Origin of the sequence: Paenibacillus phytohabitans, assembly GCF_013141775.1 — a bacterium.
Lineage (GTDB): Bacteria > Bacillota > Bacilli > Paenibacillales > Paenibacillaceae > Paenibacillus_AQ > Paenibacillus_AQ phytohabitans.
Window position 1 is genome coordinate 249,665 of sequence record NZ_WHOB01000097.1, and the last position, 15,278, is coordinate 264,942.

The following is a 15,278-nucleotide window of genomic DNA, read 5'->3' on the forward strand; positions in this document are numbered from 1 at the left end:
CACAATACCAGGTCATGTTTAAGCGGCCGGTAGTGTACGAAGAATAATGGATGCGGTGCATGCTTATAAAGCAGGGTTTTAGACGAAGAATAACCGAAGCGGTGTATGCTCACAAAACTAAGGTTATGCTTACGAAGTGAGTTTTGTACGGAGAATAATCGAAGTAGGATATGCTCACAAAACTAGGTCCATGCTTACGAAGTGAGTTTTGTAAGAAGACTAATCAGAGAAGTATATGCTCACAAAACTTTTAGGAGGACAACTATGGATTCTGCGCTACTTCTTCAGGAAGCGATCAAGGCAAGAGCCAATGCATATATACCTTATTCCCGTTTCGGAGTCGGTGCTGCGCTGCTGGATCAGGACGGGAATGTTCACCACGGCTGTAATATTGAGAATGCTGCCTACGGACCGACCAACTGCGGGGAACGGACCGCTATGTTCCGCGCGATTGCGGACGGGCATAAGCCGGGGACCTTCCGGGCTATCGCTGTAGTTGCGGATACGGACGGCCCCGTATCGCCTTGCGGCGTCTGCCGCCAGGTAATGGTTGAGCTGTGCGGCCCTGATATGCCGGTCATTCTCGGCAACCTGAAGGGCGACATCGTGGAGACTACCGTGCGCGACCTGCTGCCCGGCGCTTTCGGTCCTGCGGATCTGGAGCAGGGTCAGGCTCCGGAGTAGCAGCAAGACAGGTGAAGTATTTAGTTGGGTTTAATTATGCCTGTGATCATAGTTTAATTGTATTTTGTACAATTAAAATCCCGCTAGCTTCGCTAAACTTCGATATAACTGCAAAAAGTACAACTATATTTGCTAGTTTGTCCGAAAACAGCCTCTAATTCAGGAAATAGTTGTATGAAATACATTTAAACCTGTAGAGTCTCTGATTCTAAACAGAATAAGTGTACAAAATACAACTAAGTCTGTTTTAGAGGGTTCAAGTATGGTTTAGGTGTTCAAGTACCCAGTCTTTTCCGCGCCGCAGTATAGCGTGTCAGTCACTTATTGCGCCGCAGTAAAGCGTGTTCCGCAGGGAACGTAAGCGCTCCTGCTCCAACTCCGCTTCCCCAGTGCCGAACGCTCTGCCCACGCCAATTCCGGGTGTCCAGAGGGCCGGGGCCCTTGGGGTCCCCCTTGGCTAAGGGGGAATTAGGGGGATCGAAAGGTTTTGGAAGTATTGTTTTTGACCAAGCTTTGGGTTGTTCAAGTAACCAGTTTTTTCCGCGCCGCAGTAAAGCGTGTCAGTCACTTATTGCGCCACAGTCAAGCGTGTTCCCGCAGGGAACGTAAGCGCTCCTGCTCCAACTCCGCTTTCCCCATGCCGGACGCTGTGCCCACGCCAATTCCGGGTGTCCAGAGGGCCGGGGCCCTTGGGGTCCCCCTTGGCTAAGGGGGAATTAGGGGGATCGAAAGGTTTTGAAATGTTTTGTAAGGTTTTGAAACGTTTTTGACCAAGTTGTAAGATAAATAGGAGGATTTTATGAAATTTAAATCAGGGTTTGTCGCCATTATCGGCAGACCGAACGTAGGCAAATCGACACTTATGAACCAGGTGATTGGCCAGAAGATCGCCATTATGTCGGACAAGCCGCAGACCACCAGAAACAAAATTCACGGGGTATATACAGCCAATAATTCGCAGATCGTATTCCTGGACACACCGGGTATCCATAAAAGACAGTCGAAGCTGGGCGATTACATGAACCAGACGGCGATGAGCACCCTGCATGAAGTGGAGGCTGTGTTGTTCCTGGTGGATGCTTCTGAGGGGATGGGCGGCGGTGACCGTTATATCGCGGAACAGCTCAACTCCATCAAGACGCCGGTCATTCTCGTGATGAACAAGATTGACAAGATCGAGCCCGAAGCGCTGCTTCCGATGATTACCGAATACAACAAGCTGCATGAGTTCGCCGAGATCGTGCCGATTTCTGCCAAAATGGGCAGTAATGTCAATACGCTGCTGGAGCAGGTGCAGAAGTATCTGCCGGAAGGCCCGCAGTATTATCCGGACGACCAGATTACCGATCACCCGGAGCAATTCGTCTGTGCGGAGCTGATCCGCGAGAAGATTCTGCATCTGACCCGCGAAGAGGTGCCGCATTCCATTGCGGTGGCGATTGAGGACATGAGCGTTGAACCGAATGGCGTAGTGCATATTTCAGCGGTTATTTTTGTGGAGCGCGATTCCCAGAAGGGGATCATTATCGGCAAGCAGGGTGCCCTGCTGAAGGAAGTCGGACGGCGTGCGCGAACGGATATTGAGAACCTGCTGGGTTCGAAGATTTTCCTGGAACTATGGGTAAAAGTGAAAAAAGACTGGCGCAATCAGGACCGCGTACTGCGGGATTTGGGCTTCCATAAAGACCAATAAACCTTCCCTCCGCTTCTACTTGGCAGGAATTGCAAGGATAGATCCCCCAGCTTCGTACATCCTACTTCTGAAGAGACATCGTGTTTCCGAAGAAAGGATGAATACGAATGCGGAACTTTTCGTGGAAGTATTTTGCAATGACTGGAGATGTCGATGCTTATTTGCTGTACAGAGAAGCTGGAGATTCGCCGGAGAGCAGCGGACCGCTGCCGGCGGAGGAAGAGATGGTCATTGATGAAGAAGCACAATAAGGACTGGTTGCTTGCCGAGTGGTTGGGAGAAGAGGCATGCTATACAGGGTGGAAGGGATCGTCATCCGCAGCATGGACTACGGCGAAGGGAACGCAATTGTTACGCTTTGCACCGAGAACGCCGGTAAAGTAGGTGTTCTGGTACGGGGCGCCAAGAAGGTGAAAAGCCGCCATGCTGCCCTGATCCAGTTGTTCACAACAGGAGAATTTGTATTTTTCCGTAATAATGGCGGACTGGGAACACTGAATGCCGGGGAGATCACGAAGTCCCATCATCCGCTGCGTGAGGATCTTGTCAAAGCGGCGTATGCATCCTATGCCTGCGAGCTGCTTGACCGGGTACTGCATGATGAAGAGACGGGAAGCTTTTGGTTCCGTCAATTAAGCGCCTGCCTGAATGCACTTGAAGAAGACAAAGAGCCCGGCATCATCATAAATGTTTTTGAAATGAAAGTGCTGCAGGCGGCAGGCTACGGCCCGCAGCTGGATACCTGTGTAGTCTGCGATATGGACAAGCCGGATGAGGAGCTTAGAATCAGTCCGCGTCTTGGCGGTGTAATCTGCCGCAGCTGCCGGCATAATGATCCTCCCGCGATGGAGATTTCTCCGCGTGCCCTGAAGCTGCTGCGTCTATTCGCGCTACTTGATCTGACCAGACTTGGCAATGTGGATGTGAAGCCTGAGACACGCGCAGAGCTCAAGGCCATTATGCGGGCATTTATGGATATGCAGCTGGGGCTCCGGCTGAAATCGCAGAGTTTCCTCGATCAGCTTGATAAATACAATATTTGACGAAATGCGAAATATCCGTTACTATAAGTTCAGTTTCTTTTTACAGCAATTTATAGGAATGCCGTGATTGCTCCAGACATGGAGAGAGTGCAGCGATCGGGAAAGTAATGAATCGATTTGTCGCTTCAGCGAGCCGGGGATAGTGGAAGCCTGGCAGGACAACGTTCATGAACATGGCACCCGGGAGTACGGAAGCGGCAGAATGAAAAGTGGATTTCGCGTAGCGTAATCAAGTAGGGTGGAACCGCGGGAGAAGAATTCAGGCTCTCGTCCCTATGTCTGTTAATCAGGCATGGGGGCGGGAGCTTTTTTGCCTTGTGGCGGACTTATGAAGGATATACTCTCCATAACCAGCCGCAGGGATACAGAAAGAAGCCGGTGACCGCCTCCATCGCGCAGCAGCAAGAGCCAGTCATAAGTAAGAGGCAGTACACACTTGTAAAGCGAAGGAGTCGGTAGTATGAACTTTCAGCAGATGATTCTGACACTGCAGCAGTTCTGGGCAGCCCAGAACTGTATTCTCGTCCAGCCGTACGATACGGAAAAAGGGGCGGGCACGATGAATCCCATGACCTTTTTGCGGTCACTCGGTCCGGAGCCCTGGAAGGTCGCTTATGTCGAGCCTTCACGCCGTCCGTCAGACGGCCGTTACGGGGAGAACCCGAACCGCCTGTACCAGCATCACCAGTTCCAGGTCATCATCAAGCCGTCCCCGGACAATATTCAGGAGCTGTATCTGGATAGCTTGAAGGCACTGGGCGTAGATCCCCTGCTGCATGACGTGCGGTTTGTCGAAGACAACTGGGAGAATCCGTCACTGGGCTGTGCAGGCCTCGGCTGGGAAGTGTGGCTGGACGGAATGGAAATCACGCAATTTACCTACTTCCAGCAGGTAGGGGGAATTGAAGCCAGCCCGGTAGCGGTGGAGATTACTTACGGTATGGAGCGTCTTGCCTCCTACATTCAGGATAAGGAAAATGTATTCGACCTGGAATGGGTAGACGGAATGACTTACGGTGATGTGTTCCATCAGCCGGAGGTGGAGCATTCCACGTATACTTTTGAAGTTTCCGATGTCAAAATGCTGTTCACCCTTTTCAACACCTACGAAGAGGAAGCGCGCAGAGCGATGGAGAACCATTTGGTTTTCCCCGCCTATGACTATGTGCTGAAATGCTCGCACACCTTCAACCTTCTGGATGCGCGCGGAGCGATCAGTGTAACCGAACGTACGGGGTTCATCACAAGAGTGCGTAATCTTGCCCGCACCGTAGCGGCAACATATCTGGAGGAACGCGAGAAGCTCGGCTTCCCGCTGCTGAAGAAAGAAGGTGCTGACCTTGTCTAAAGACATTTTGTTCGAGATCGGTCTCGAGGAAATTCCGGCCCGCTTCATCCGCGCCGCCATGGAACAGTTGAAGGATAGAATAGCCAAATGGCTCGAAGCCTCGCGGATCAGCCATAATGGCGTTAGCGCATATGCAACCCCGCGCCGTCTTGCTGTACTGGTGAAGGATGCTGCTGAGCGGCAGGAAGATGTGAGCGAAGAAGTCAAAGGCCCGTCACGCAAAATCGCTCTGGATGCAAGCGGCGAGTGGAGCAAGGCGGCACTTGGTTTTGCCCGCAGCCAGGGCGTTGCGCCAGAGCAATTTACGTTCAAGGAACTGGCCGGCGTAGAATATATCTATGTAACCAAGAGCAGCACCGGGATCGAAACGGCCTCCCTGCTCTCTGAGGGGCTAACAGGTATTGTCAATGCTATGACTTTCCCGAAAAATATGCGCTGGGGCGCTTATGATTTCAAATTTGTCCGGCCAATCCGCTGGATGGTCGCGCTCTTTGGCCAGGAGATTATTGACCTTACGATTACCGGAGTCAAAGCCGGCAATGTGAGCCGCGGCCACCGTTTTCTTGGGAAAGAGACAGTTATCGCTGAACCTGCCCTGTATGTCGAAGCTCTGCGCAGCCAGCATGTGCTCGTAGATGTGAAAGAAAGAGAAGAGCTGATCCTCAGCGGAATCAACAAGCTCGCCGAAGAGAAGAGCTGGAAGATTGCGATTAAGGAAGATCTGCTCGAAGAGGTGCTGTTCCTGGTAGAAACACCGACCGTCCTGTTCGGTACATTCGACCCCGCTTTCCTGAACATCCCGCAGGATGTGCTGATTACTTCCATGCGTGAGCATCAGCGTTACTTCCCGGTGTTCGGCGAAGACGGCAAGCTTCTTCCGTTCTTCGTAACTGTCCGTAACGGGAATGCCGTATCGCTGGACGTGATCGCCAAGGGTAACGAGAAGGTGCTGCGCGCCCGGCTTCAGGACGCCAAGTTCTTTTATGAAGAGGATCAGAAGCTGCAGATTAACGATGCGCTGGCCAAGCTGGAGAATATCGTGTATCACGAAGAGCTGGGCAGTGTAGGAGATAAAGTACGCCGTATCCGTGCCATCGCTGACCGTCTGGCTGTGAAGCTTGCACTGCCGGCGAGTACTGCGGCTGAAGTCAGCCGGACTGCAGATATCTGTAAGTTCGACCTGGTTACGCAAATGGTGGGCGAGTTCCCTGAGCTGCAGGGTACGATGGGTGAGGATTATGCCCGCAAGGCCGGCGAAGCTGACAATGTATCCAAAGCGATCTTCGAGCACTATCAGCCGCGTTTCGCAGGGGATGCTGTTCCTTCAACGGAGGCAGGTCTGGTAGTCAGCCTTGCCGATAAAATCGATACGATTGTAGGCTGTTTCTCGATTGGGATCATCCCGACCGGTTCCCAGGACCCTTATGCGCTGCGCCGGCAGGCGGCAGGAATTGTGCAAATGGTGCTGGAGCATCAGCTCAGTATCAGTTTGCAGGAAATTTTCGCTGCAGCGCTGGAAGTTCATGAAAGTTTACGTTCAGAGAAACATTTCACCCCTGAACTGCGTATAAACCTTTACGAGTTCTTTGGTCTGCGCGTCAAACGCCTATTATCCGACAACAATGTCCGCTATGATGTTGTGGATGCAGCTACTGCTGCCGGTTTCGATGATATCGTTGACGTGGTAGGCAGAAGTCTTGCGCTTATGAATGCAGTAACAGGCGTAGCTGATTTCAAAATCACTGTGGATTCCCTGACCCGCGTCAGCAATCTGGCGGCCAAAGCAGCCGAAGGAACGGTAATCGATCCTTCTCTGCTCAAAGAAGAAGCCGAACAGAAGCTGTATCAGACTTGGCAGAGTATTCATGATCCTTACCGTGAAGCCTTGACTGCCTTGCATGCTGCAGAAGCACTGCAGATTCTGTCGGGGCTGAAGGATGCCGTTACCGGATTCTTCGATTCCGTTATGGTCATGGCTGAAGACGAGGCGGTTCGCGCTAACCGTCTGGCACTCTTGTCCGGCATTAACGCGGATTCCAGATTATTTGCCGATTTCGGCAAGCTGGTGTGGTAATCAAGGGCTGGAAATTCAATTAATGTTTGTGACTTATGGTATAGATTGAGGGTTTAGGGTATAAATATACGGAACGGTGCCAATGCGTAAGTTGACATTCGTTCCGTATTTATGCTTTACAAAGAAGGATTTCTGCCAAGCGGAGCGTATATATATTACACGGGAATTTGGTGAGGATCATGGTAAGGTCCCAGGAAAGAAAGATCGTCGTTGATGGGGATGCTTGTCCGGTCAAACAGGAGATTAATACCGTGGCCCGCAGCTTTGGCATACCGGTGCTGATGGTTTCTTCTTACGATCATGTGCTCAAAGCTGAAGAAGGTGTCACGGTTGTCCAGGTGGACCGCGGAGCTGACAGTGCCGATTTGTATATCGCCAATCATATTTCTGCGGGAGATGTCGTAATTACGCAGGATTATGGGCTTGCGGCGCTGGCGCTGGGCAAACGCTGCAGGGTGCTCTCGAACCGGGGGCAGGAGTATGAGGATTCCAAAATGGATTTTATGCTGGAGGGCAGGCATGCCCGGGCGGTAGAGCGCAGGCGGGGCCACTATTCCAAGGGTCCAAAAGCGATTACCGCAGAGGAAAAAATTTATTTTCAACATAAACTGACAAAACTTTTAACTTTTTTGCAGGAGAATGTACAGCTGTAGCGAATTATATTTATTTGTTAAGAGATGAAGGTGGCTAATGTGGCTAGCGGACACGGTAATATTCCGGAAGAGGTTATCGAAAGCGTGCTGGCGCGGCATGATATTGTCGATACAGTCGGTAAGGTTGTCCATTTGTCCAAGCAGGGGAAATATTTATGGGGCCTCTGCCCGTTCCATTCGGAGAAATCCCCTTCCTTCACCGTCACCCCTGACCGGGGAGTATTTCATTGCTTTGGCTGCGGTATGGGCGGAAATGCCATCAAGTTCAGGATGGAGATCGAAGGATTATCCTTTCCCGAAGCAGTCAGAATAATGGCGGAAGAAAGTGATATACCCGTGCCCGAGGGCAGAGGGGGAGCGCTCGCTCCACCCGATCCAGAGCGGGACCGGCTGATTCAGGCGTATGATTTATCGGCAAAGTATTATCATTATCTGCTGAAGAACACGGAATACGGCACAGCCGCCATGGATTATTTAAGAACCCGGGGTTTCAGCGATAGAATGATTGACCAGTTTCAAATTGGCTATGCGCCGGACCGTTGGGATACACTGCTGCAGTTTCTGGAGAAACGGAGCTTTGATCTCGCCGAGATGGAGAAGGGCGGACTGCTGTCTGCCCGGGGGGAAGGCAAGGGTTATCTGGACCGTTTCCGCGGCCGGGTCATTTTTCCGATTGCTAACCGCATGGGCAAGACCATTGCCTTTGCCGGAAGAATATTCGGCGAAGGGCAGCCGAAATACCTGAATTCCCCGGAGAGCCGGTTATTCAACAAAAGCCGGATCCTGTACAATTTGCACCAGGCCAAAGCATCCATCCGCAAAACGCGGCAAATCGTCCTGTTCGAGGGATACGGTGATGTCATTTCGGCTTGGGATGCAGGTGTGCATAACGGGGTGGCGACCATGGGTACATCGCTCACCGAGGGCCATGTGGCGCTGATGAAAAGCCTGGGGGATGAGATTGTTCTCTCCTATGACGGAGATAAGGCGGGACAAGCTGCCGCACTCAAGGCCATTCCGCTGCTTGAAGAAAGCGGGCTGAGAGTTAAGGTTGCGCTGCTCCCGAGCGGCCTGGACCCCGATGAATTCATCAACCGGCATGGCGGGGACAGATTCAGGGAACAGGTGATTGACTCCGCCGTATCATCCATAAAATTTAAGCTTATATATCTGAAAAAAAACCATATACTCCTAGAGGAAGACGGCAAAATTGCCTATGTCAAGGAGGCTCTGGAGATTATTGCCGGACTCCATTCTTCGACGGAGCGTGAGGTATATCTGAGGGAAATCGCCTCCGAGCTGGAGCTGTCCTATGACAGCTTGAAGCAGGATTGCAATTTACTTCGGGCGTCCATGCAAAAAAACATTCCCGAAGGGGATAATAACGACAAAAGGTGGAATAATGGTAGGCATAAAAAAGGGCAAGTGCAGACACCTACGCTGCTGCCTGCTTACCATGTTGCGGAACGGCGCCTTTTATCACTGATGATTCAAGATCCGGAAGCGGCGGCCTATGTGGGCGAACGCCTCGGGGAAGAGTTCAATATTGATGATCATGCGGCAATTGCCGCTTATCTATATGCCTATTATGCGCAAGGCAAACCACCCGGCATCAGCCGGTTTCTATCATCGCTTCAGGATGACCGTCTGGAGAAGACCGCTACGGCAATCTCCATGATGGATACCCCTCCGGACTGGAATACCCAGGTTCTGGACGATTGTATTCGTGAAGTGCAGAAGTATCCTCTGCAGCGCAAAATAGAACCCAAGCGTGAAGAGATGATTCAGGCGGAAAAATCCGGTGACTTTTTGCGTGCAGCACAAATAGCAAGTGAAATTTTAGCCCTAGAGAGACAATGAGACATTGACAGGATGTACCTAGGGAGGAGGGAGTCGAATTATGGCGAACGATCAGCATACTGAACTGGAAGCGGAATTTACTCTGGATCAGGTTAAGGATCAGCTTATTGATCATGGTAAGAAAAGATCATCATTGAACTACAAAGATATTATGGAGAAATTATCGCCGTTTGATCAAGACCCCGAGCAGATGGAGGAATTCTACGAGCAGCTGAGCGATCTGGGGATCGAAGTTGTGAATGAGAATGATGAAGAGGTCAACAGCCTCCGTCCAAGTGAGGATAATGAGGACAAAGACAGTGATGATTTCAGCTTCGACGACGATCTGTCGCTGCCTCCGGGCATCAAGATCAACGACCCCGTCCGGATGTATCTGAAGGAAATCGGGCGTGTTCCGCTGTTATCGGCTGACGATGAAGTGGAACTGGCAATGAGAATCAAGAATGGTGACGAGGAAGCGAAGCGGAGACTTGCCGAAGCGAACCTGCGGCTCGTAGTCAGTATCGCCAAACGTTATGTCGGACGCGGCATGCTGTTCCTGGACTTGATTCAGGAAGGCAACATGGGTCTGATCAAGGCCGTTGAGAAATTTGACCACAATAAAGGCTTCAAATTCAGTACCTATGCTACCTGGTGGATTCGCCAGGCGATTACCCGTGCGATTGCTGACCAGGCACGGACGATCCGTATTCCTGTTCACATGGTGGAAACCATCAACAAATTGATCCGGGTCTCCCGCCAATTGCTGCAGGAGCTGGGACGTGAGCCTTCGCCGGAAGAGATTGCGGCTGAGATGGAACTGACCGTTGAGAAGGTTCGGGAAATCATGAAGATTGCCCAGGAGCCGGTATCACTGGAAACACCAATCGGTGAGGAAGATGATTCGCATCTGGGAGATTTCATTGAGGATCAGGAGGCGCTAGCGCCTGCGGATGCAGCGGCTTATGAGCTGCTGAAGGAACAGCTGGAGGATGTGCTGGACACGCTCACCGAGCGTGAAGAGAACGTGCTTCGCCTGCGCTTCGGACTGGATGACGGACGGACGAGAACTCTCGAAGAAGTGGGTAAGGTGTTCGGTGTTACCCGCGAGCGTATCCGCCAGATTGAAGCCAAAGCACTGCGCAAGCTGCGTCACCCGAGCCGCAGTAAGCGGTTGAAGGATTTCCTCGAATAGACGTATAAGGCCGGACCTTCTGCTGCACGGTGGCAGGAGGTCCTTTGTGTATATTCTGGGGCCCCTCAAAGTACCTGAGTCATCATCGAAGCTAAAGCCCCACTTTGCGGGGGGTTATGTAACAGGCCGGAGGCAAGATCTGGAAAGAGGGATGAGCCGTTGAATTTGGAGAAACGTGACACTATTTTAAGAGAAATTCAGTACTGGAGAAGAAGCAAGCTGCTGCCGGAGCAATATTGTGACTTCCTGACCAACCTGTATGATGATCAAGCAGAAATTAAGGATAGCAATCCGGTGTCGCTGCGGAATCTCCAGCAGGGAAGCATCAAAATATGGCTGTTTGGTTTTGGAATAATTTCCTTGATTTTCTTGATTAGTCTTTATTTTAGCGTTTTTCCCTGGCCTTTGCAACTTGCCACGGCGCTCTGTGTATTAATTGTATGTTATGGCTACTCTGCTATTTATCAGGACCGCAACAAGATGATCAGTCTGGTACTGGCTGGAATCGGCAGCGTGTTAACCCTTGGGTTCGGGCTATGGTTAATTGCTTTGCATGATCTGGATCCGGACTTTTGGAGACCTTTGCTGATTGCAACCTGCGGTCTTCTATGGTGTGTACTTGGCTTCTTTTTGCGTATCGGACTCCTTCATTTTTGCGGTTTTGCTTTTTGGGCCCTGCTGTATGCCGGATTCTTCGGCCAGGCGCGGCCGGATGCTTCCATTCTCATGCTGGAACTGCTCTGGCTTCCGCTCTGTGTGCTGATGATCTGGCTAAGCTGGCTTTTGTATCACCGGGTTAGCGGGGTCTCGGGTGTGTACCTGGGCGTCGGCGTTTCACTCTGGCTGATGCCGGAAATCGATGCGCTGTGGCTCAGATCGGGATTCCCGGAATGGACTTCGCTTGTATTAATACTGAAGATCGCTGCTGGCTTAGCGCTGCTGTTCATCTTCAGAAAAAAATGGATAACGTGGGTGGCCTCATGAACAATGTAAAATTATCAGACCGGCTTCAGCTTTTGCTGGAGCAGGTACCGGAAGGAAGCAGGCTTGCTGACATTGGTTCGGATCACGCCTTGCTGCCTGTAGCTGCAGTTGAGAGCGGGCGTGTGCCTTCCGCAATTGCGGGGGAAGTAAACCTGGGACCATATGAAGCAGCAGGCAGAGGCGTAGCCGAAGCAGGCCTCAGCAAGCAGATTGCTGTACGGCGTGGAGACGGACTGGAAGTGCTGGAGCCGGGGGAAGCAGACTGCATCACAATTGCCGGCATGGGCGGATCGCTAATCGCCGCCATTCTTGAACGCGGCCGGCAACTGGGTAAGCTGGCAGGGGTGAAGACACTTGCGCTGCAGCCGAATGTGGGCGAGGATATTCTGCGCCGCTGGCTGCTTGGTAACGGCTGGGTGCTGATCTCGGAGCATATTTTGGAGGAAGACGGCAAAACTTATGAGATCCTGACAGCGGTCCCTGAAGGCACTGAAGGTGCCCGGACGAATGAACAGCTGTACCGGGAACAAGCGCTCGCCGGCGGCAAGGTGGCCCTAGATCAGGGTCTGCTGCTGCAGATGGGTCCTTGGCTGCTGCAAGCGCCGAATGAAGTGTTCATGGCGAAGTGGCAGGGGGAAATCTCTAAGCTGGAAGGTATCCTGACCTCATTGTCGCGTTCAGAGCTGGAGGCGGCAGAAGAGAAGCGCAGTAAGATCAGTGCACAGATTAAGCGGATAGCGGAGGTGCTGGGATGTTTGCCAAAGGACAGACTGTAATAGGATATATGGAGCAGCTTGCCCCGAAGCATCTGGCGGAGGAATGGGATAATGTAGGGCTTCAGCTGGGTAGTCTGCAGAAGGAGATTACCGGCGTGCTGGTCGCGCTGGATGTTAACGACAGTGTCGTGGACGAAGCGATTGCCCAAGGCTGCAATCTGATCATCGCGCATCACGCGATTATTTTCCGGCCGGTCAAAGGCATTCTTACAGATACTCCCATGGGCCGGCTGTATGAGAAGCTGATCAAAAACGACATTGCCGTCTATATCAGCCATACCAATCTGGATGTGGCCGAAGGCGGAATGAACGACTGGATGGCGGAAGCGCTGGGGATTGAGAACGGCGCACCGATCAAGGATATTCATACGGAGCAATTGTCCAAGCTCGTTGTATTTGTGCCGAAGGATCACCATCAGAAGGTGCTGGATGCGATTCTGAATGCCGGTGCGGGCTGGATTGGCAATTACAGCCATTGCAGCTTCAACATTGAAGGCTATGGCACCTTCATTCCGCAGGAGGGGACAGACCCTTATATCGGCAAGCAAGGCAAGCTGGAGCGGGCTGAAGAGATCCGCATTGAGACCATTGTGCCGCAACCGATCCGGAACAAAGTTGTGCAGGCGATGCTGAAGGCTCATCCGTATGAAGAGGTGGCTTATGATCTCTATTCCATGGACCTCAAGGGCCGCAGCCTCGGCCTCGGAAGAGTGGGTAAGCTTAAGGAGCCGACCACACTGGGAGAATTCGTGGAGACCGTTAAGGGCGGTCTGGATGTCGGCCATGTGCGGGTCGTCGGCGATCTGAACCGTCCTATCCGCAAGGCAGCTGTGATGGGCGGATCTGGTGCCAAATATTACAGCAGTGCCATCTTCAAAGGAGCGGATGTGCTGGTGACGGGTGATATCGATTACCATACGGCACAGGATGCACACCTGGCAGGCATCGCACTGATCGATCCCGGGCATAACGCGGAGAAGATCATGAAGGAGAAAGTAGCGGAATTTCTTGCCGGTAAGCTGACGGAGCATAAGTGCAGTACTGTGGTGCATGCCTCCAAGCTGAACACCGAGCCTTTTAATTTCCTCTAAGCTTGCTGGGCTGCAATTATTTACACTTGTGTCCGCTGGTCCAAGTCTGTATAATATACAATGTTGTTCCGGAAAGTTTGACAGACAATCGCCGGTGTGCGTGAGAACGCCGCGGGAGGAAAGTCCGGGCTCCATAAGGCAGGATGCTGGATAACGTCCAGTCGGCGCGAGCCGAAGGATAGTGCCACAGAAATGGACCGCCGATGGCTGCTTTCGGGCAGCACAGGCAAGGATGGAACCGAGGTGTAAGAGACCCCGAGGAACGCTGGTGACTTCGTTCCTGGTAAACCCCATCTGGAGCAAGACCTAATGAGACGCAGCGTCTTCCCTAACCGGGAGAAGCAGCCTTCGCCTGAGGCGTGTCTAGGTTGGTCGCTGGAGCTGTGCAGTAATGTATGGCCTAGATAGATGATTGTCGCTTATGGTGGGAGGGTAGTTCCCGTTTGAACCACAACGAGCACAGAACCCGGCTTACGGCAAACTTTCCTAACTGACAACGAAATAAGCACTGTGCGGTAACTCAATACACATACAGACATTAAGACGGCGGCCTCCTCAGGGGGCCGCCTTTTGTATACAGTTATAGGTAACATCCGGTGACTGGCTACATAGGAAGCAAGCGCTCCTCATACCGGGACATGGCTGTCTCCAGCCGCTGCACCGCAAGCGGCAGCAGCTCCGGCCGTGTATGGGTGAAGTTGAGGCGCATCGCATTCTTCAGCGGCCGGGCGGAGTAGAATACCTCGCCGGGAACGAAGGCAACGCCCTGCTCTACTGCAAGCGGCAGCAGCTCTGCGGTATTGATGCGGCCGGGCAGGGTCAGCCACAGGAACATGCCGCCGCGCGGCTCAAGGAAGCTGGCACCTTCCCAGTTCCGCGAGGAGAGCTCAGCCGAGAGCAGCTTCATCCGTGACTGATATTCACGGGAGATCACTCGGATATGACCCTCAAGGTCAAAACTCTGCAGAAGCTCATGCAGAGCGCGCTGATCAATGGCGCTGGAATGCAGATCGGCAGCCTGCTTGGCTTTGGCAACGACCCGAATCAGTTCCAGGGGCCCGGTGATCCAGCCGGTGCGCAGTCCGGGTGCAACGATTTTGGAGAACGTACCGGTGTAGACCACACAGGAATCCCCGTCCAGACTTCTGTCAATGGCGGCGAGCGCAGGCGGATATGCTCCCGGTGTCTCATCGAAGGCAATCTCGCCGTACGGATTGTCTTCCAATATCAGCACGCCGTATTTCCTGCATAGCCCTACAACTTGTTCACGGCGTTCTTTGCTCCAGGTTGCACCTGAGGGATTGTTGAACGTAGGGACGGCATACAGGAGCTTAGGCCGGTGCGTACGGAGCTGTTCTTCCAGATGCTCAGGCAGCATCCCTTGTTCATCGCTGTCTACAACACGGATGTCTGCGCGGTAGGAGCCCAGCACCTGCAGGGCAGCCAGGTAAGTCGGGGCTTCCACCAGTACGGCATCACCCGGATCAATAAGTATTCTGCAGAGCAGGTCTATAGCCTGCTGGGAACCGGTGGTGAGGAGCATTTCCTGTGCAGACACCGGAATACCCTGCTGTCCCAATCTTGCAGCGACCGCTTCACGCAGCGGAAGGTATCCTTCGGTTAAGCCGTATTGCAGCGCTGAAACATCACTGGAGAGTACACGGCTATAGGCATCGCGGACAGCCTCTACAGGGAACAGCTCCTCAGCAGGCAGGCCGCCTGCCAGCGAGATAATATCTTTGCCCTGCGTAATTTTGAGAATGTCACGGACAGCTGAGGACCCCAGGTGGTTCGTCATCTCAGCATAATTGATCTTCATGGTTCATGCTCCCCGCTAATCTGAATTTTGTTGTATCATAACGGTATAGCAGTATAACAGTAAAGCGCTAAATATAACA

The 15,278-nt window shown here is 52.4% G+C and carries 13 protein-coding genes and 1 other RNA gene; 13 read left to right on the plus strand and 1 reads right to left on the minus strand.

Annotation, left to right across the window (positions count from 1 at the left end; genetic code table 11):
- Nucleotides 1-264 precede the first annotated feature (264 nt).
- From GC101_RS34605 to rnpB, 13 genes are all read left to right on the plus strand, one after another.
- Nucleotides 265-684, plus strand: coding sequence for a cytidine deaminase (locus tag GC101_RS34605; protein WP_039304130.1), 420 nt, complete (start codon nt 265-267; stop codon nt 682-684).
- Between the two features lie 799 nt (nt 685-1,483).
- Entirely contained in the window at nt 1,484-2,377 is an 894-nt protein-coding gene (gene era / locus GC101_RS34610; protein ID WP_039304132.1) for a GTPase Era, read from the plus strand.
- A 107-nt stretch (nt 2,378-2,484) separates the two neighbouring features.
- A complete protein-coding gene (locus tag GC101_RS34615; protein ID WP_081972193.1) occupies nt 2,485-2,628 on the plus strand; it encodes a YqzL family protein in 144 nt (47 codons plus the stop codon).
- 36 nt (nt 2,629-2,664) lie between these two features.
- Entirely contained in the window at nt 2,665-3,420 is a 756-nt protein-coding gene (gene recO / locus GC101_RS34620) for a DNA repair protein RecO (RefSeq protein WP_171720993.1), read from the plus strand.
- Nucleotides 3,421-3,880: 460 nt separating this feature from the next.
- Nucleotides 3,881-4,768: a glycine--tRNA ligase subunit alpha gene (glyQ, locus tag GC101_RS34625; protein WP_039304138.1), complete on the plus strand. Its 888-nt coding sequence runs from the start codon at nt 3,881-3,883 to the stop codon at nt 4,766-4,768.
- Nucleotides 4,761-6,842, plus strand: a complete 2,082-nt coding sequence (glyS, locus tag GC101_RS34630; RefSeq protein ID WP_171720994.1) for a glycine--tRNA ligase subunit beta — start codon at nt 4,761-4,763, stop codon at nt 6,840-6,842. Before glyQ ends, glyS begins: the two co-directional genes overlap by 8 nt.
- Nucleotides 6,843-7,021: 179 nt before the next feature.
- Nucleotides 7,022-7,495: a YaiI/YqxD family protein gene (locus GC101_RS34635; protein WP_039304144.1), complete on the plus strand. Its 474-nt coding sequence runs from the start codon at nt 7,022-7,024 to the stop codon at nt 7,493-7,495.
- Between the two features lie 39 nt (nt 7,496-7,534).
- Nucleotides 7,535-9,355 carry a DNA primase gene (gene dnaG, locus GC101_RS34640; RefSeq protein ID WP_039304434.1) on the plus strand — a complete coding sequence of 607 codons (1,821 nt, stop codon included), beginning with the start codon at nt 7,535-7,537 and terminating at the stop codon, nt 9,353-9,355.
- 40 nt (nt 9,356-9,395) lie between these two features.
- Nucleotides 9,396-10,529: an RNA polymerase sigma factor RpoD gene (gene rpoD, locus GC101_RS34645; protein ID WP_039304147.1), complete on the plus strand. Its 1,134-nt coding sequence runs from the start codon at nt 9,396-9,398 to the stop codon at nt 10,527-10,529.
- Nucleotides 10,530-10,688: 159 nt separating this feature from the next.
- Entirely contained in the window at nt 10,689-11,513 is an 825-nt protein-coding gene (locus tag GC101_RS34650; RefSeq protein ID WP_171720995.1) for a hypothetical protein, read from the plus strand.
- Nucleotides 11,510-12,289 (plus strand): tRNA (adenine(22)-N(1))-methyltransferase, encoded by a 780-nt coding sequence (locus GC101_RS34655; RefSeq protein WP_171720996.1) that lies wholly within the window; start codon nt 11,510-11,512, stop codon nt 12,287-12,289. The genes GC101_RS34650 and GC101_RS34655 overlap by 4 nt, the downstream gene beginning before the upstream one ends.
- Nucleotides 12,265-13,380, plus strand: a complete 1,116-nt coding sequence (locus tag GC101_RS34660; RefSeq protein ID WP_171720997.1) for a Nif3-like dinuclear metal center hexameric protein — start codon at nt 12,265-12,267, stop codon at nt 13,378-13,380. The genes GC101_RS34655 and GC101_RS34660 overlap by 25 nt, the downstream gene beginning before the upstream one ends.
- Nucleotides 13,381-13,452: 72 nt before the next feature.
- Nucleotides 13,453-13,869, plus strand: an RNA gene (gene rnpB, locus GC101_RS34665) — RNase P RNA component class A.
- 115 nt (nt 13,870-13,984) lie between these two features.
- Here the strand turns inward: rnpB and GC101_RS34670 are convergent.
- The gene (locus GC101_RS34670) at nt 13,985-15,199 is read right to left on the minus strand and encodes an aminotransferase-like domain-containing protein (protein WP_042139419.1); all 1,215 of its coding nucleotides are present in this window, start codon (nt 15,197-15,199) and stop codon (nt 13,985-13,987) included.
- Nucleotides 15,200-15,278: the final 79 nt, after the last annotated feature.

What these genes read in the sequence shown, in the direction of transcription:
- GC101_RS34660 (WP_171720997.1), top strand. Translation starts at nt 12,265, where the DNA reads ATGTTTGCCAAAGGACAGACTGTAATAGGATATATGGAGCAGCTTGCC.
- glyQ (WP_039304138.1), top strand. Translation starts at nt 3,881, where the DNA reads ATGAACTTTCAGCAGATGATTCTGACACTGCAGCAGTTCTGGGCAGCC.
- GC101_RS34655 (WP_171720996.1), top strand. Translation starts at nt 11,510, where the DNA reads ATGAACAATGTAAAATTATCAGACCGGCTTCAGCTTTTGCTGGAGCAG.
- GC101_RS34635 (WP_039304144.1), top strand. Translation starts at nt 7,022, where the DNA reads ATGGTAAGGTCCCAGGAAAGAAAGATCGTCGTTGATGGGGATGCTTGT.
- era (WP_039304132.1), top strand. Translation starts at nt 1,484, where the DNA reads ATGAAATTTAAATCAGGGTTTGTCGCCATTATCGGCAGACCGAACGTA.
- GC101_RS34670 (WP_042139419.1), bottom strand. Translation starts at nt 15,199, where the DNA reads ATGAAGATCAATTATGCTGAGATGACGAACCACCTGGGGTCCTCAGCT.
- recO (WP_171720993.1), top strand. Translation starts at nt 2,665, where the DNA reads ATGCTATACAGGGTGGAAGGGATCGTCATCCGCAGCATGGACTACGGC.
- GC101_RS34605 (WP_039304130.1), top strand. Translation starts at nt 265, where the DNA reads ATGGATTCTGCGCTACTTCTTCAGGAAGCGATCAAGGCAAGAGCCAAT.
- rpoD (WP_039304147.1), top strand. Translation starts at nt 9,396, where the DNA reads ATGGCGAACGATCAGCATACTGAACTGGAAGCGGAATTTACTCTGGAT.
- GC101_RS34615 (WP_081972193.1), top strand. Translation starts at nt 2,485, where the DNA reads ATGCGGAACTTTTCGTGGAAGTATTTTGCAATGACTGGAGATGTCGAT.